Consider the following 15,854-nt stretch of genomic DNA (forward strand, 5'->3'; position numbering starts at 1 on the left):
GAAAACGGGCCATTATCACCACCCGGACCGTGACGCGCCGCTAGAGGCCGGTCGCGCGGGTCCGGGCATCCGCCGCGAAACATTTCTCTCAGCGCGCCGAACCGGGCGCTGACTTCCCACCGAAGAATGACTATGTGGCTGCCCGTACTCCGGGCGGCTCGACCGCATGAAAGGGTCTATTGATGGGTTACCGTGTCGTAGTCGCAGGCGCCACCGGCAATGTCGGGCGCGAAATGCTCGCCATTCTGGCGGAGCGCGAATTTCCGATCGATGAGCTGGCCGTGCTCGCGTCCTCGCGCTCGACCGGCGACATGGTCGATTTCGGCGAGACCGGGAAACAGTACAAGATCCAGAATATCGACCATTTCGATCCGACCGGATGGGACATGGCGCTGTTCGCGATCGGGAGCGAGGCGACCAAGGTTCACGCCCCGCGCTTTGCCGCTGCCGGCTGCACGGTGATCGACAATTCGTCGCTCTATCGCATGGACCCCGATGTGCCGTTGATCGTGCCGGAAGTGAACCCGGAGGCGATCGACGGCTACAAGGCCAAGAACATCATCGCCAACCCGAACTGCTCGACCGCCCAGATGGTGGTGGCGCTGAAGCCGCTGCACGATGCCGCCAAGGTGAAGCGCGTCGTCGTCGCGACCTATCAGTCGGTGTCGGGCGCGGGCAAGGAAGGCATGGACGAGCTGTTCGAGCAGTCGCGCAACATCTTTGTCGGCGACAGCGCGGAGGCGAAGAAGTTCACCAAGCAGATCGCGTTCAACGTGATCCCGCACATCGACAGCTTCCTGGACGACGGGTCGACCAAGGAAGAGTGGAAGATGGTGGTCGAGACCAAGAAGATACTCGACCCCAAGGTCAAGGTGATCGCCACCTGCGTCCGCGTGCCGGTGTTCGTGGGGCATAGCGAGGCGGTGCATGTCGAGCTGGAGAATGAGCTGTCGGCGGAGGATGCGCAGAATATCCTGCGCGAGGCGCCGGGCATCATGTTGGTCGACAAGCGCGAGGATGGCGGGTACGTCACCCCGGTCGAATGCGTCGGCGACTATGCGACGTTTGTCAGCCGCGTGCGTGAGGATTCGACCGTCGAGAATGGCCTCGCCTTCTGGTGCGTCAGCGACAATCTGCGCAAGGGCGCGGCGCTGAACGCAGTGCAGATCGCGGAGTTGTTGGGCCGCCGGCATCTGAAGAAGGGCTGACGGCTGCTGACAGGTCTCCCCGCCGCGCAAATTTGGTGGCTGCTCGCGTGCCTTGCGGGCGTGCCGTTGAGCGCGGTGGGGGCGGCCTATCCGCCGAATACCTGGTTGCAGATGGGGCCGGTGGTGGCTGGCGTGCCGCTGGCCTGGTGGGCGCTGAGGCGCTGGCCGCTAAACAATGCCAGCGTGGCCTGTGGCTGCGCCTTCGTTCTCCTCCATTTGTTCGCGGCGCGCTGGACGTACAGCAGCGTGCCCTATGACGCATGGAGCGTGGCGCTGACCGGGGTCAGTATCGACGCAACGTTTGGATTCCACCGCAACATGTTTGACCGGCTGGTCCATTTCGCCTTCGGCCTGTGCTTCGCCGCGCCGCTGGTCGAGATCGGCACGCGCCATGCTGGGCTGACGCGGCGGATGGCGGTGCTGTTCATGGTGCTCGCCGTGCTGGCGCTGGGCGCGCTCTACGAGATTTTCGAATGGACACTGACGCTGGGCCTCAGCCCGGAGGCGGCGGACCAGTATAACGGCCAGCAGGGCGACATGTTCGACGCGCCCAAGGATATGGCGCTGGCGCTGCTGGGGTGTTTGATCCCGCTGCCTTGGCTTAATGCCCCGCCGCAGCCGGATCGTTCGCAATCCGGGCCTTTGGACGCTTGAGGAAGAGCACCAGCGGGATTGATGCGGCGGTGACGATCATCATCGCGTGGAAATCGTTGAGATAGGCGATCATCGCCGCCTGTCGCGTCACCTCTGCATTCGCCATGGCCAGCAGCGTGTCTGCCTGTCCGCCGAGATTGGTGAGCAGACTCGGGTCGAGCGTTTGCAGCCGTTCCGCCGTGATGTTCGGGGCAAGGTCGGCATGGCTGATTTGCGTGCTGCGCGCGAGGATGGTTGTGACCAGCGAGATGCCGATCGACGCGCCAATATTGCGCGACAGGTTGGTGAGGCTCGCCGCCTCGGTCCGCTGATGCGCGGGGAGGGTGGCGAAGGCCATGCCGTTGAGCGGCATGAAGATCATGCCCATCCCCAATCCCTGCACAAGTCCCGAGATGATGAACGGGGTCGATCCCATCTGGAGCGTCCAGGTGGTCATGTCCCACAGCGACCAGGCGGCGAGCGCGAAGCCGGTGCCGACCAGCAGCCGCGGATCGACTCCCCGCGCGACCAGCCGCGCCGACAGCCCCATCGTGATCAGCACGCCGACGCCGCGCGGCATCAGCAACAGCCCGGTGTCGATCACGGGATATCCGTAGAGCGTCTGGAGCATCGGCGGGAGCAGCGCCATCGTCGCCATCATCACCACGCCCACCACCTGCATGAAGGCGAGCGCGGTGACGAGGTTGCGGTTTTTCCACAGGCTGCGCTCGAACATCGGGTTCTTGCCCATCGCCATATGCACGACGAACATCCAGATCGCGGTGCCGGCGATCAGCGTCTCGATCCAGATTTCGGTCGAGGAGAACCAGTCGGCATGCTGGCCCCGGTCGAGCATCAGCTGGAGCGCGCCGATGCCGATCGCGAGCAAGGAGAAGCCGAATATGTCGAACGTCCGCTTGCGCACCGGGCGGCTGGGCAGCAGCCACCACAGGATCGCGAGGCAGATCACGCCCAAGGGCAGGTTGACGTAAAACACCCAGCGCCAGTTGAAGTTCTCGGTCAGCCAGCCGCCCAGCACGGGGCCGAGGATCGGGCCGATCATGATGCCCATGCCCCACACCGCCATCGCCTTTTGCTGGTCCTGTGGGCGGTTGATGTCGAGCATCACGGTCTGGCTGAGCGGGTTCATGAATGCCGCCGCAACCCCCTGAAGGATGCGGAAGAACACCATCTGCTCCAGGCTCTGCGCCGCGCCGCACAGGGCAGAGGCCGCGGTGAAGCCGATGATCGAGATCAGAAACAGGTTGCGTGACCCGATCCGGTCGGACACCCAGCCGGTGATCGGGATCGCGATCGCCGACGCGACGATATAGCTGGTCAGCACCCAGGTGATCGTATCGGCCGTCGCGCCGAGCGAGGTCTGCATATGCGGCAGCGCGACGTTGGCGATGGTGGTGTCGAGGATCTGGATGATCGTCGCCAGCATCACTCCGAAGGTCAGTAGGCCCTTGTTGCGCACGGGGAGGGCGGCTTCGGTGGCAGGAGTCGGGGCAGTCGCCATCAAACTGCTCCCATCGTCACCCCCGCGAAAGCGGGGGCCCATCTCCCAAGCGCGCCGCGAACCGCGCCGGTGCGGCGGATCGACAGTCCGGGAGATGGGCCCCCGCTTTCGCGGGGGTGACGGGTTGGGAGACGCATCAGGATTACTTGCGCGTATCGACGGTGACTTCGGCGGAGAGGCCGGCGATCAGCTGGCGCGGACTTTTCTCGTCGATGGCGATGCGGACGGGCACGCGCTGGGTCACCTTGACCCAATTGCCATTGGCGTTCTGCGCCGGAAGGACCGAGGTTTCGGAACCGGTCTGCGATCCGATCGACGCGACATGGCCCTTGAGCTTCAGGCCGGGATAGGCGTCGAAGCGCACTTCGGCGGGTTGGCCGACGCGCATGTCGGCGAGGTCGGTTTCCTTGAAATTCGCCTCGATCCACGACCCGCCGGAGCGGACCAACGTGACGGCGGGCAGGCCCGACATCATCATCTGGCCGACCTGAAGCCGGTCGGCCTGGCTGACCACGCCATCGACCGGGGCACGGCGTGCGGTGCGTTCGAGATCGAGCAGCGCCTTGGCACGTTGGGCGCGGGCGGCGGCAATGGCGGGATTGATCCCTGGTACCGCGCTGCCGCTCGAAAGCTTGGCGCGGGCCTCCTGTGCATCCGCGAGCGCGCTCTGATAGCTGGCGCGGGCCTGTTCGACCGAGTGCTGCGCTTGTTCGAAGCGTGCGCGGGTGGTGAAGCCGCGATCCATCAACGCCTTTTGCCGCGCATAATCCTCCTGCGCCGACGCGATCCGGTCCTGCGCGGCCTGAATGTCCGCGCCGGTGCCGACATAGCTGGCCTGCATCGTCGTCACCTGAACCTGCGCATTGGCGATGGCGGCGTCGGCCTGTGCCAGCGCGATGCGATAGGGTTCGGGGTCGATGCGGAAGAGGATGTCACCGGCCTTGACGCTCTGATTTTCCTTCACCGCGACCTCGACGATGCGGCCCGCGACATCGCTCGCCACCGACACCTTGTCCTGCTGGACATAGGCATTGTCGGTCGAGACGGTGCCGCCAGACAGCGACCACCACAAAGCGATGGCGGAGATGACCACTAGCGGCACGCCGAACATCAGGATGGGGCGGAGCAGACTACGCGTAGGCTTTGCTGGCGGCGCTTCGGATGCGGTCGTGGTTTCGATGCGGGGGTCGGCTTCAGCCATTGGCGGCCTCGTTGGACTGGCCGGTCGAGAGATTGTCGCGCAGCTGTTCGAGCAGCGCGTGAAGCTTTGCCTGATCGTCGGGAGCGATGCCCTCGGCGGCGTCGATAAACAGCGCGTCGGCAATAGACTTGAGCTGGAGCAGGATCGGCTGGGCGGCGTCGGTCAGGTGGATGCGCCAAACGCGGCGGTCGCCCGGATCGCGGCGGCGTTCGACCCAGCCGGCTTCCTCCAGCCGGTCGATCATGCGGCCTAGGGTGATCGGTTCGACCTCCAGTAGTTCGGCGAGCATGCCCTGGTTGCTGCCTTCATGCCGCTTGAGCACGCTGAGCGTTCGCCATTGCTGGCGGGTGACGCCGATGAGACGCGCGCGTTCGTCGAAGCGCTTGCGGAGCAGGCGGGAGACGTCGCTGATCAAGAACCCAAGTGAGTCGGTCATAAGCGGCGACATAATAAGCCTGCTTATAAAATGCTAGTGATATAAGTTGCGAATTGCGACTGATTCGATTGCGTTCAACGCAACCGCCGACGCTTTCGCGCGGGGCCAATCCGGTGCAGAGAACTGCGATGACCGAGACTTTCGAGAGCTTCGACGGCCAGACCCTGGCCTGGCGCGAGATGGGGCAGGGGCGGCCGGTGGTGCTGATCCACGGCTATTTCTCCGACGCGCAGACCAACTGGATCAAATATGGCACCGCCGCGAAGCTGGTGGATGCGGGGTTCCGGGTTATCATGCCGGACCTGCGTGCGCATGGAGACAGCGCGCGACCGCATGATCCCGCCGCCTATCCGCCCGACGCGCTGGCGCAGGATGCGGAGGCGCTGATCGCGCATCTGAGGCTGACCGATTATGATCTGGGCGGCTATTCGCTCGGTGCGCGCACCACAATGCGGGTGTTGGCGCGCGGCATTGCGCCGACGCCGCGGCGGGTGATCCTGTCGGGGCTGGGCGACGAGGGGGTGACCGATACCGGCCGCCGCGCGGGATTCTTCCGCCGCGTGCTGACCGGCTTCGGCAGCTTCGTGCGCGGCGACAAGGAATTCATGTCGCAGGCATTCCTCAAGACCACCGGCGGCGACCCGGTGGCACTGCTCGGTATCCTCGATACGTTCGTCGATACGCCGCCCGAAGCGGTGGCCATGCTCGACGTGCCGGTGCTGGTGGTCGCGGGGGCGGAGGATGACGAGGTGGGGTCGTTCACCGGCCTAGCCGCGATGCTGCCCGACGCGCGCTTCGTCGAGATTCCGGGCAACCACATGAGCGCGGTGACGCGGCCCGAACTGGGCGATGCGATCGTAACATTTCTGACCGCTTGACCCGGTCGGGGGCCGGGCGCAGGTTGCGCGCCATCCAAACTAGACAATCGAGGGATTGATGATCCGCACCGGAATTTCGACGATCGCGCTCGCCCTGTTGCTGGCCGGGCCGGGGGCTGCACAGAGCCAGAAGGCCGCTGCACCGAGCGCGGGGGCGGCGACCCCGGCCGGAGCCGATGCGTTCCTGAAGCGCGCCGAGGCCGAGTATAAGGAATACTCGCTCGATGCCGCGCGGATCGCATGGCTGTACGCCACCTACATCAACGACGACACCTCCGCGCTGGTCGCGAAGAGCGGAGCGAAGGGGACCGAGATGGCGGTCCGCTTCGCGCTGGAGGCGGCGAAGTATGACAAGGTTCAGGGCCTGTCGCCCGACACGCGGCGTCAGCTGAACATCCTGCGCTCGCGCATCACCTCGCCCGCGCCGACGCGCGAGGGCGCAGCGTCGGCACTCTCGCAGCTGCAGACCGACATGCAGACCGTCTATGGTACGGGCAAGGGGACGCTGAAGGGCCAGCCGATCAGCGGCAGCGACATCGAAGCGGCGATGGGCACCAATCGCAATCCCGACGAACTGAAGGAGATGTGGACCAGCTGGCACGACAATGTCGGTGCGCCGCAGCGTCAGGACTATCAGCGCGCGGTCGGGCTGCTGAACGAGGGTGCGCGCGAGCTGGGCTACAAGGATGTCGGGTCGATGTGGCGGTCGAATTACGACATGCCGCCGGAGGAGTTCGCCAAGCTCACCGACAAATTGTGGAACGAAGTTAAGCCGCTGTACGAGTCGCTGCACACCTATGTCCGGTGGAAGCTCAACGAGAAATATGGCGACGCGGTTCAGTCGAAGACCGGCCCGATCCGCGCCGACCTGCTCGGCAACATGTGGGCGCAGGAATGGGGCAATATCTATGACGTGGTCGCGCCGCCGGGATCGGGCGATGTCGGCTACGATATTGGCGAGCTGCTGGTCGCGAAGGATTATGACGCAATCAAGATGGTGAAGACCGGCGAGGCGTTCTACTCCTCGCTCGGGCTCGATCCGATGCCGGAGACGTTCTGGAAGCGGTCGCAGTTCTTGAAGCCCGCCGACCGTGAAGTGCAGTGCCATGCGTCGGCGTGGAACCTCGACGATGTCGACGATCTGCGCATCAAGATGTGCATCAAGGTCAATTCTGACGACTTCATCACGATCCAGCATGAGCTGGGGCATAACTATTATCAGCGCGCCTATAACAAGCTGCCGATCCTGTATCGCGACGGGGCCAATGACGGCTTCCACGAGGCGATCGGCGACTTTGCGGCGCTGTCGATCACGCCGGACTATCTGGTTCAGGTCGGCCTACTCGACGAGAGCAAGGTGCCGAGCGCGGACAAGGATACCGGGTTGCTGCTGCGTCAGGCGATGGACAAGGTCGCGTTCCTGCCGTTCGGACTGCTGATCGACAAATGGCGCTGGGGCGTGTTTTCGGGCGGCATTCCGGCGGGCGGCTATCAGGGCGCATGGGACGCGCTGCGGCTGCAATATCAGGGCATCGTCCCGCCGGTGAAGCGCGACGAGACGAAGTTCGATCCCGCCGCGAAATATCATATCCCGGCGAATGTGCCCTATACCCGCTACTTCCTCGCGCGGCTGCTGCAGTTCCAGTTCTACAAGGCGGCGTGCGATCAGGCCGGGTGGCAAGGGCCGCTTCACCGCTGTTCCTTCTATGGGAACAAGGAGGTCGGTGCGAAATTGAACGCGATGCTGGAGATGGGATCGTCCAAGCCCTGGCCCGACGCGCTCGAGGCGTTCACCGGCAGCCGCGAGATGTCGGGCGCGGCGATGGTCGAATATTTCGCGCCGCTCAAGGGATGGCTCGACGAGCAGAACAAGGGCAAGCCGACGGGCTGGTAACAGAAAGGGCCGCCCCGAGATGCTCGCGGCGGCCCTTTCCTTTTGACGGGTGAGCGCGGCTACTTGCCCGCCTTGTCCTTGGGCTTGGGCGCGGCGGCATCTTCCGGCCCGCCCTGACCCTTTTGCACCGCATAAAAGATACCCGCGACCGCCGCACCGATCGCGGCGACGCCGCCGATCACGGTCGCGAAGAAATTGCGGTCGCCCATCTTCTCGCGCGTTTCCGACACAAACTGTACGGGCGTTGATTCGGTAACGGTCTGCGCGGCAGTCTGCGCGGCCGACGAGACCTTGGCGGCAGCGGCCTCGACGGCGGCACGGGGCCGGCTGGCGGCGCTATTGCGAGTCGAGGCGCGCGGCTTTGCCGTCGCGGCAGGCTTGCGCGCGGCGGCGGTGCGGCGCGGTGGCGGGGCCTTGTCGGCGACGGCAGGAGCCTTGGCGGCCGGCTTGGGCGCGGTGGTCTTCTTGGCCGGCGTGGCGGGCTTCTCCGCAACAGCCTTTTCGGCCACAGGCTTCGGCGCGGCCTTCGGCTTGGCCGGAGCCTTGGCTTTGGTGGGCGCCTTTGCCTTGGCTGGAGCGGCTTCCTTGGCTTCAGTCGCCTTGGCGGCGGCGGGCTTGGCGGCGGCCTTGCGCGGCCTGGCCGGAGCCTTGGCCTTGGTTGGGGTGCCGTCTTCGTTCGATGTGGTCGGGGCTTTCGCCATCACGCAACTCCAGTGGTTTCGTGTCTGTAACCAACCTGAGGCAATTCGGTTTCCCGCGTCAATCTTTTCCGGTTCCAGTTCCACTGGAACGTTGCAGCACTGGCCCGCGCGAGCGGAAAACCTAACGGAACGGCGGCTCGTTGAACGCGCGCAATTTCCGGCTGTGCAGCTTCGCCCCTTCGCGGCGCAGCTCCTCGCACGTCTCGATCCCGATCTTGAGATGCTCGGCGATTGCGCGCTCGTAGAAGCGATTTGCCTGGCCGGGGAGCTTGAGTTCGCCGTGGAGCGGCTTGTCCGACACGCAGAGCAGGGTGCCGTAAGGAACGCGGAAGCGATAGCCCTGAGCCGCCAGCGTCGCGCTCTCCATGTCGACGCCGACCGCGCGGCTCAAGGAGAAGCGCAGCGCAGAGCGCGAGAAGCGCAATTCCCAGTTGCGGTCGTCGGTGGTGACGATCGTGCCGGTGCGCAACCGGCGCTTGAGCTCGTCGCCCGACTGGCCCGACACCGTCTCCGCCGCGCGGGCGAGCGCCTGTTGCACTTCCGCAATCGCGGGGATCGGGATTTCGGGGGGGCAGGACGTCGTCGAGCACATGGTCGTCGCGCAGGTAGGCGTGCGCGAGAACGTAGTCGCCGATCCGCTGGCTCGGGCGCAAGCCGCCGCAATGGCCGATCATCAGCCATGCTTCTGGGCGGAGCACGGCGAGGTGGTCGGTGATCGTCTTCGCGTTCGACGGGCCGACGCCGATATTGACCAGCGTGATCCCGCTGCCGTCCTCCGCCATCAGGTGCCAGGCGGGCATCTGGTGGCGCCGCCAGGCGCTGTCGGTCAGCAGCATCTCGGGATCGTCGCCGGCCTTGAAAATCATGCCGCCCGGCCCGGACACGCCGGTAAAGCGGCTGCCTTCGCCAACCTGCTCCGACGCCCAGCGGACGAATTCGTCGACATAGCGGTGATAGTTGGTGAACAGGATATACTGCTGCACATGCTCGGTCGGGGTGCCGGTATAGTGGCGCAGCCGCGCGAGGCTGAAATCAGTGCGCAGAGCATCGAACAGTGCGAGCGGACGGGTGCCGTCCTGGCTGATCCAGCTGCCATCGGCGATCTCGTCGCCGATATGCGCCAGCTCGGTCGCCGGGAAATGCCGCGCGAGTTCGAGCACCGACACCTGATCCATCTTCAGCACATGGCTGGGGTCGATGACATAGGGGAAGGGGGATTTCCTGCCGCCCGGTGGTCGCACTGACCTCGACGTCATAATCCTCGATCAACAGGGTCAGCTGTTCGACCAGATAGTCGGCGAACATCGCGGGGCGGGTGACGCTGATTGCATAGTCGCCGGGTTCGACCAGTCGGCCGAAGCTGCGCGCCGGGGTCGGGCGGTCCACTTCGTTGCGATAGCGGACGCGGATTTCGGGATAGGCGAAGCTGCCGTCGGTGCGGCGCTCCGGATCCGGGGCGATCCCCTGGGTCAGATAGAGATCAAGGGCCTCACGCAGGCGGGTGACGGAGGCGGTGTGCAGCCGATCCAGTTCGGCGACGATTTGTTCTGCTTGTGTCATCTTCAACGGCTAATTTGCCGCGATGACGTTGGCAAGACAGGATGGGGACAAGACATGATGGGGCACGCAGATCCGACAGGACCGGCGTGCCCCAGCGCCTCACTTGGTTTCGTCGTCCTTGTCCAGCAGCTTGCTGACGCCGAACGCGGCACCTGCAACTGCGGCAGCCGCGCCTGCGGCGATCGCCGCAGCCGCGACGGGGTTCTTCTTCGCTGCGTCGACGACATCGTCGAACGCGCCGCTGATCGCTTCGCCCGCGTCGGTCAGGGCTTCTTTTGCCTGGCTGAACAGCGACTCGTCGGCTGCGGCTTCGGTGGTGGTTTCGGTGGTCGCCGGGGTGGCGGCGGGCTTGGTCTCGGTGGTCATTTCGGGGTCTCCCTTCCACAGTGACAACAGCTTCGCCGCACGCCGGTTCCCCCGTCAACGGCGAACCGGCGCGCGACCGAAACCGTTAGAGGTTTTCGAGCAGATGTTCGGCCGAGCTGACCTTGAACTCGCCGGGTGCTTCGACGTGCAGCTGCTCGACGATGCCGTCGTTGATCAGCATCGAATAACGCTGGCCGCGCATACCCATGCCGAATTTGCTGCCGTCGAACTCGAGGCCGACTGCCTTGGCGAACGCGCCGTTGCCGTCCGACAGCATCGTGACGTCGCCCGCGTCGGCGCTCTTTGCCCACGCACCCATGACGAAGGGATCGTTGACCGCAGTGCATGCGATCTCGTTCACGCCCTTGGCCTTGAGATCATCTGCCTTCTCGACATAGCCGGGCAGGTGGCGCGCCGAGCAGGTCGGGGTGAAGGCACCGGGAACCGAGAAGAGCGCAACCTTGCGGCCCGCGAAATATTCGTCCGAGCTGACCTGCTCGGGTCCATTCTCGGTCGCCTTGACGAAATTGGTGCTGGGTACGCGATCGCCGATCTTGATCGTCATCTGGGTCTCCTCTCGCTCCGCGGAACTGCGGGTTGGCGTCCAAGTGGCATGATCGCGGCGATTTTCAAGCGTGGCGGAGCCGATCGCACGGGACTATGTTGAAGCAGACATGGAAGAGACCAGCTTTCTGACCGGGCAAATCCTGCTCGCACTCCCGGGAATCGGCGACCCCAGGTTCGAGCGGGCGGTAATCGCAATCTGCGCGCATGACGCGGAAGGGGCGCTGGGCGTCGGTATCGGTCGCGAGCTCGACGGGCTGAGCCTGCACGACTTGCTCGGCCAGTTCGAAATCGATCCGGGCGTCGCGCCCGATGCGCCGGTCCATTTCGGCGGACCGGTCGAGCCGCAGCGTGGGTTCGTGCTGCATTCGACCGATTGGGGCGGGCAGGACACCATTGACGTGGCGGGCCGCTGGGCATTGTCAGGGACAATCGACGTACTGCGCGCGATCGCGGATGGCACGGGGCCGTCGCGCTGGATCGTCGCGCTGGGCTATGCCGGCTGGGCCGAAGGGCAACTCGATGCGGAGTTGACGCGGCATGGCTGGTTCAATGTGCCGGGCGACGCGGCTTTGCTCTATGACGTGGCGGCGGAGCGTCGATGGGAGCGTAGTTTTGCGCGTGCCGGGATCGACCCGCGCCTGCTGGCGAACGACGCGGGCACCGCCTGACTGCGTGCGCACAAATGCCGGGCTGACAGACGGCGCGCGGCAGTGCAGGAGCGGCGCATGAGCCATCCACTCGACCGTCCGATCTGGTCCTCACTCGCCACCGGCTGGGCAGCTATCGCCGAGGGAACGCCTGCGGCGTTGCGGGTCGACCGCAATATCGGGCTGTTCGGTGCGACCGCGGACGAGTCGCCGGAGAGCCTGGCCGCGCTGGATGCGCTGGTGCCCGAGGATGGCGAGCTATGGCTCGTGGAGCGCCAGCCGTGGAAGGTACCCGACGGCATCCGCCTGGCGAAGGAGGGGCTGGCGGTGCAGATGGTGCTCGACGCGCTCGTTCCCGACGATCGCGCGGTGCCGGACATCGTCCCGCTCGACGATGCCGATGGTGCCGAGATGTTCGCGCTGGCCACGCTCACCGAGCCCGGCCCCTATGTCCGCCACAGCAACCGGCTGGGCGGTTTTGTGGGGGTCAAGGTCGATGGACAGCTTATCGCGATGGCGGGCGAACGGATGCGATTGCCGGGCTATGCCGAGATCAGCGCCGTGTGCACCCATCCTGACTGGCGCGGCCGCGGGCTGGCGGGGCACCTTACCCGTCATGTCGCCAACGTGATCCTGGCGCGCGGGGAGACCCCCTTTCTGCACTGCTATGCCAGCAATCGCGCCACCATCGCGCTGTACGAAAGAATGGGGTTCCGCATCCGCACAGACATCCGCGCATTGATCCTTGCGCGAATGCCGACGGTCTGAACGCCTATTTCCGGGCCTTCGCTTCTGCCGCGCTTGGGGATCGCGCGACAGCCCACCGATCATCTCATCCGGGCTCACCCCGGTGCGCAGCCATTTGGTCACTTCGACCACGCTGCCGAACCGCCGCTTGCGCCAGTGCGGGGACATATCCCGCGCTCGCCATCAGAAGCGCCAGCGCGGCAGTGCCGGTGTTCGACCAAATCTTCATCGGAGATCCCCCAAACCCCTTCGCGCTCAGTCGTCACAGCGGGATATTTCGCTGTCAACACGGCCATTTAGTGCAGGGTGCCGCGTATCATATAAAGATATCTTTATGTTTCATTTGCGCATCGCGCGCCGATCGGCTAGGGGCGCGTGCACAGTCGCGGGCATGCCGCGGCGAATCATTTCACTATCCGGAGAACGATCGTGGCCACCGTGCTCGACAAGACCGATTACGTCATCAAGGACCTCAGCCTCGCCGCGTTCGGCCGCAAGGAAATCGAGATCGCCGAGACTGAGATGCCGGGCCTGATGGCGCTGCGCGAAGAGTTCGGCGCGAGCAAGCCGCTCGCCGGCGCGCGCATCACCGGTTCGCTGCATATGACGATCCAGACTGCGGTGCTGATCGAGACGCTGAAGGAACTGGGCGCCGAACTGCGCTGGGCGACCTGCAACATCTATTCGACCCAGGACCATGCCGCCGCTGCGATCGCCGCCGCCGGCATCCCCGTCTTCGCCGTCAAGGGCGAGACGCTGGAGGAATATTGGGATTACGTCATCCGCATCTTCGACTGGGGTCAGGACCAGACCTGCAACATGATCCTCGACGATGGCGGCGACGCCACCATGTTCGCGCTGTGGGGCGCGCGCGTAGAGGCCGGTGAGGAGCTGTTCACCCCGTCTAACGAGGAAGAGGAAATCTTCGTCGCGACGCTGAAGCGCTTCCTGGCCGAGCGTCCCGGTTACCTCACCAAGACCGTCCAGAACATCAAGGGCGTGTCGGAGGAGACCACCACCGGCGTGCATCGCCTGTACGAGCTGTCGAAGAAGGGTAAGCTTCCTTTCCCGGCGATCAACGTCAACGACAGCGTGACCAAGTCGAAGTTCGACAACCTCTATGGCTGCAAGGAATCGCTGGTCGACGCGATCCGTCGCGCCACCGACGTCATGCTGGCCGGCAAGGTCGCCTGCGTCGCCGGTTTCGGCGACGTCGGCAAGGGTTCGGCGGCGTCGCTGCGCAACGGCGGCGCGCGCGTTCTGGTCACCGAAATCGATCCAATCTGCGCGCTGCAGGCGGCGATGGAGGGCTATGAAGTCGTGACGATGGAAGAGGCCGCGACCCGCGCCGACATCTTCGTCACCGCGACCGGCAACGAAGGCGTGCTGACCGTCGATCACATGCGCGCGATGAAGAACATGGCGATCGTGTCGAACATCGGTCACTTCGACAGCGAGATCGAGATCGCCGGCCTCGCCAACTTCAAGTGGACCGAGATCAAGCCGCAGGTCGACGAGGTCGAGTTCCCCGATGGCAAGAAGATCATCGTCCTGTCGAAGGGCCGCCTGGTCAACCTGGGCAACGCGACCGGTCACCCTTCGTTCGTGATGTCGTCAAGCTTCACCAACCAGGTTCTGGCGCAGATCGAGCTGTGGACCGGTGCGGACAAGTACGGCAACGACGTGTACGTCCTGCCCAAGCACCTCGACGAGAAGGTTGCGGCGCTTCACCTCGACAAGCTGGGCGTCAAGCTGTCCAAGCTGACCCAGCGTCAGGCCGATTATATCGGCGTGCCGGTCGAAGGCCCGTTCAAGCCGGACCACTATCGCTACTAAACGGTAGAGCCGAAACAGAAAGGGGGCGCTTCCGGGATCGGAAGCGCCCCCTTTTTCGTTCAGGCGTCGGCGAGCGGGCCGAGCACATCACGCAGCGGATCGAGCCACTGCGCATAGGGTTTCCAGATATCGACGCCGTCGCGGTTGAGCGGGCGGCGAACCTGCTCACTGCTGGGCGTGCGGACCACGCGGTCGAGCTTGTGGAATTGCAGGATTGCCGGATCCCAGTGCAGGCCGAGATAGGCGAGGGCAGGGCGCAGCTGCGGTTCGGGATCATCGACCATCGCGGCATAGTCGATATGGTGGACCAGACCGGGCGCGACGCCGTCGAGATGCGCCATCAGCCGCACATAGTCGACATAGCTCCGTCCGATATGGGTCAGGTCGAACGACGAGGCGTGCGCGCTGGAAAACAGCTGGGTGTAGTTTGAAAAACAGCAGTCCATCGCGTTGCGCCGGATGTCGAGGAAGCGCGCCTGTGGCAGGATTCGCTTCAGGAACAGGAGGTTGCTCCAATTATGGGGCAGCTTGTCGATAAAGAAGGGAGAATCGCTGCGGCGGTGCTCGGCCGCGCGGCGCAGATAATCTTCGCCCAGCACCCGTGCCTGATCGTCGGTAAGGGTCCGGGTCAGCTGCGGCACGGTCATGGAGCCGCGGCGGGTTGCGAGCTCGATCGCGGAACGCAGGATGGCGGGTCCGTAGGGAAGCTCGCCCACCGGCTCAAGCGCGGGATGGCTTCCCAGCATCTGTTCCAGCAGGGTCGAACCGGAGCGCGGCAGGCTGACGATGAAGATCGGAATTGCCCCGTCCCCGACGGGTTCTTGCGGGAGCCGGGCGATGAAATCGGCGTCAATCGTGCGCTCAATCTCGGTGATCTCCGCGGTCAGTTCGGCCGGGTCATATTTGAGGCTCTCGGCACGTTGGGCGTTGCCCTTTGCATAATGGGCGAATGCCTCCGCATGGCGCTCCCGATCGTGCAGCGCCTTTGCCATTGCGAAATGTAACGGCGCACTGTTCCGGGGATCGATCGCGACTTCGATCCCGCGTGCGATCATTTCGAGATCCTGATCGGTAAGGACTTTGCGCTTGATGCTGGCCAGGCCCCACCACGCCTCGCCGAACTCGAAATCGGCCCCGGCGGCGCGGCGGTAGGCGGCGACTGCCTCATCGACCCGGCCCATCGCGCGCAGGATGTGGCCGAGCGGAATCAACAGATTCGGATGCGTGTCGCCGGCCTGCTCGACCAGTTGTTGTTGCAGTTCCAGCGCCTCATCGTGCCGGCCGAGCTTGTCGAGCAATGCGCTTCGTGCGGATGGAATTGCGAGGTCGGAAACCTCTCGTTCCAGCTCCTCCATCAATGCCAGCGCCTCAACCGGGCGTTGCTGCTGATTGTAGACCGCAGCAAGTTCGCGTCGCGCGTCAGGGCCGCGCGCGCCGGCTGCGATCGCCTGGCGCAGGAATTGTTGCGCCTGTTCGAGCGCGCCGAGGCGGTTCGCGATCGACCCCAGCATCGTCAACCCCTCCGGGTCGCCGGGGTGCCGGCGGAGATGGTTCATCACTTCCCGCGCCGCAGCCTCCGGCTTTTCCGCCGAGAGCAGGTTGCGCGCACGTGCGAGCGCGGGGCGGGACGAGATCAGCGGATCGGTCTGGTTCATCCG

General features: G+C 64.9%; 14 protein-coding genes and 1 pseudogene. 7 read left to right on the forward strand and 8 right to left on the reverse strand.

Going from position 1 to position 15,854, the window contains the following annotated elements; translation table 11 throughout:
- The first annotated feature begins 182 nt into the window (after nucleotides 1-182).
- Together LRS08_RS18005 and LRS08_RS18010 are read left to right on the forward strand one after the other, a co-directional pair.
- Nucleotides 183-1,208, forward strand: coding sequence for an aspartate-semialdehyde dehydrogenase (locus tag LRS08_RS18005; protein WP_257845882.1), 1,026 nt, complete (start codon nucleotides 183-185; stop codon nucleotides 1,206-1,208).
- A gap of 60 nt (nucleotides 1,209-1,268) precedes the next feature.
- Entirely contained in the window at nucleotides 1,269-1,862 is a 594-nt protein-coding gene (locus LRS08_RS18010) for a DUF2238 domain-containing protein (protein WP_260481080.1), read from the forward strand.
- On the opposite strand, the gene LRS08_RS18015 is transcribed toward LRS08_RS18010, so the two are convergent.
- The 3 genes from LRS08_RS18015 to LRS08_RS18025 form a co-directional block, all read right to left on the reverse strand.
- Complete coding sequence (locus LRS08_RS18015) at nucleotides 1,810-3,363, reverse strand: DHA2 family efflux MFS transporter permease subunit (protein WP_257845881.1); 1,554 nt, start codon at nucleotides 3,361-3,363, stop codon at nucleotides 1,810-1,812. The two genes, LRS08_RS18010 and LRS08_RS18015, sit on opposite strands and share 53 nt — an antisense overlap.
- 142 nt (nucleotides 3,364-3,505) lie before the next feature.
- The gene (locus LRS08_RS18020) at nucleotides 3,506-4,564 is read right to left on the reverse strand and encodes an HlyD family secretion protein (protein ID WP_257845880.1); all 1,059 of its coding nucleotides are present in this window, start codon (nucleotides 4,562-4,564) and stop codon (nucleotides 3,506-3,508) included.
- The gene (locus LRS08_RS18025; RefSeq protein WP_257845879.1) at nucleotides 4,557-5,000 is read right to left on the reverse strand and encodes a MarR family winged helix-turn-helix transcriptional regulator; all 444 of its coding nucleotides are present in this window, start codon (nucleotides 4,998-5,000) and stop codon (nucleotides 4,557-4,559) included. The genes LRS08_RS18020 and LRS08_RS18025 overlap by 8 nt, the downstream gene beginning before the upstream one ends.
- 128 nt (nucleotides 5,001-5,128) lie before the next feature.
- Here LRS08_RS18025 and LRS08_RS18030 point away from each other — a divergent pair, with 128 nt between their 5' ends.
- Nucleotides 5,129-5,878, forward strand: a complete 750-nt coding sequence (locus tag LRS08_RS18030; RefSeq protein ID WP_260481081.1) for an alpha/beta fold hydrolase — start codon at nucleotides 5,129-5,131, stop codon at nucleotides 5,876-5,878.
- Nucleotides 5,879-5,936: 58 nt separating this feature from the next.
- Nucleotides 5,937-7,772, forward strand: coding sequence for a M2 family metallopeptidase (locus tag LRS08_RS18035; RefSeq protein WP_257845876.1), 1,836 nt, complete (start codon nucleotides 5,937-5,939; stop codon nucleotides 7,770-7,772).
- Nucleotides 7,773-7,831: 59 nt separating this feature from the next.
- Here LRS08_RS18035 and LRS08_RS18040 read toward each other — a convergent pair whose 3' ends face one another.
- From LRS08_RS18040 to LRS08_RS18055, 4 genes and pseudogenes are all read right to left on the reverse strand, one after another.
- Complete coding sequence (locus LRS08_RS18040; protein ID WP_257845875.1) at nucleotides 7,832-8,473, reverse strand: hypothetical protein; 642 nt, start codon at nucleotides 8,471-8,473, stop codon at nucleotides 7,832-7,834.
- 121 nt (nucleotides 8,474-8,594) lie between these two features.
- Nucleotides 8,595-10,033: pseudogene (locus LRS08_RS18045) on the reverse strand (AMP nucleosidase).
- Between the two features lie 99 nt (nucleotides 10,034-10,132).
- Nucleotides 10,133-10,399, reverse strand: a complete 267-nt coding sequence (locus LRS08_RS18050; RefSeq protein WP_260481082.1) for a hypothetical protein — start codon at nucleotides 10,397-10,399, stop codon at nucleotides 10,133-10,135.
- A gap of 85 nt (nucleotides 10,400-10,484) precedes the next feature.
- Nucleotides 10,485-10,964 (reverse strand): peroxiredoxin, encoded by a 480-nt coding sequence (locus LRS08_RS18055; protein WP_257845872.1) that lies wholly within the window; start codon nucleotides 10,962-10,964, stop codon nucleotides 10,485-10,487.
- A 109-nt stretch (nucleotides 10,965-11,073) separates the two neighbouring features.
- Between LRS08_RS18055 and LRS08_RS18060 the strand changes: the two genes are divergently transcribed.
- The 3 genes from LRS08_RS18060 to ahcY all read left to right on the forward strand — a co-directional run bounded on the left by LRS08_RS18060 (nucleotide 11,074) and on the right by ahcY (nucleotide 14,196).
- On the forward strand, nucleotides 11,074-11,634 hold the full coding sequence (locus LRS08_RS18060) for a YqgE/AlgH family protein (RefSeq protein WP_257846188.1): 561 nt from the start codon (nucleotides 11,074-11,076) through the stop codon (nucleotides 11,632-11,634).
- A 57-nt stretch (nucleotides 11,635-11,691) separates the two neighbouring features.
- Entirely contained in the window at nucleotides 11,692-12,381 is a 690-nt protein-coding gene (locus tag LRS08_RS18065) for a GNAT family N-acetyltransferase (RefSeq protein WP_257845871.1), read from the forward strand.
- A 408-nt stretch (nucleotides 12,382-12,789) separates the two neighbouring features.
- Nucleotides 12,790-14,196 (forward strand): adenosylhomocysteinase, encoded by a 1,407-nt coding sequence (gene ahcY / locus LRS08_RS18070; RefSeq protein WP_257845870.1) that lies wholly within the window; start codon nucleotides 12,790-12,792, stop codon nucleotides 14,194-14,196.
- A 59-nt stretch (nucleotides 14,197-14,255) separates the two neighbouring features.
- Here the strand turns inward: ahcY and LRS08_RS18075 are convergent, their stop codons facing one another.
- Nucleotides 14,256-15,851 (reverse strand): tetratricopeptide repeat-containing sulfotransferase family protein, encoded by a 1,596-nt coding sequence (locus LRS08_RS18075; RefSeq protein ID WP_260481083.1) that lies wholly within the window; start codon nucleotides 15,849-15,851, stop codon nucleotides 14,256-14,258.
- Nucleotides 15,852-15,854 lie beyond the last annotated feature (3 nt).

The organism is Sphingomonas sp. J315, from assembly GCF_024666595.1.
Classification (GTDB): Bacteria; Pseudomonadota; Alphaproteobacteria; order Sphingomonadales; family Sphingomonadaceae; genus Sphingomonas.

What these genes read in the sequence shown, in the direction of transcription:
- LRS08_RS18005 (WP_257845882.1), top strand. Translation starts at nt 183, where the DNA reads ATGGGTTACCGTGTCGTAGTCGCAGGCGCCACCGGCAATGTCGGGCGC.
- LRS08_RS18015 (WP_257845881.1), bottom strand. Translation starts at nt 3,363, where the DNA reads ATGGCGACTGCCCCGACTCCTGCCACCGAAGCCGCCCTCCCCGTGCGC.
- LRS08_RS18020 (WP_257845880.1), bottom strand. Translation starts at nt 4,564, where the DNA reads ATGGCTGAAGCCGACCCCCGCATCGAAACCACGACCGCATCCGAAGCG.
- LRS08_RS18025 (WP_257845879.1), bottom strand. Translation starts at nt 5,000, where the DNA reads ATGACCGACTCACTTGGGTTCTTGATCAGCGACGTCTCCCGCCTGCTC.
- LRS08_RS18030 (WP_260481081.1), top strand. Translation starts at nt 5,129, where the DNA reads ATGACCGAGACTTTCGAGAGCTTCGACGGCCAGACCCTGGCCTGGCGC.
- LRS08_RS18035 (WP_257845876.1), top strand. Translation starts at nt 5,937, where the DNA reads ATGATCCGCACCGGAATTTCGACGATCGCGCTCGCCCTGTTGCTGGCC.
- LRS08_RS18040 (WP_257845875.1), bottom strand. Translation starts at nt 8,473, where the DNA reads ATGGCGAAAGCCCCGACCACATCGAACGAAGACGGCACCCCAACCAAG.
- LRS08_RS18050 (WP_260481082.1), bottom strand. Translation starts at nt 10,399, where the DNA reads ATGACCACCGAGACCAAGCCCGCCGCCACCCCGGCGACCACCGAAACC.
- LRS08_RS18055 (WP_257845872.1), bottom strand. Translation starts at nt 10,964, where the DNA reads ATGACGATCAAGATCGGCGATCGCGTACCCAGCACCAATTTCGTCAAG.
- LRS08_RS18060 (WP_257846188.1), top strand. Translation starts at nt 11,074, where the DNA reads ATGGAAGAGACCAGCTTTCTGACCGGGCAAATCCTGCTCGCACTCCCG.
- LRS08_RS18065 (WP_257845871.1), top strand. Translation starts at nt 11,692, where the DNA reads ATGAGCCATCCACTCGACCGTCCGATCTGGTCCTCACTCGCCACCGGC.
- LRS08_RS18075 (WP_260481083.1), bottom strand. Translation starts at nt 15,851, where the DNA reads ATGAACCAGACCGATCCGCTGATCTCGTCCCGCCCCGCGCTCGCACGT.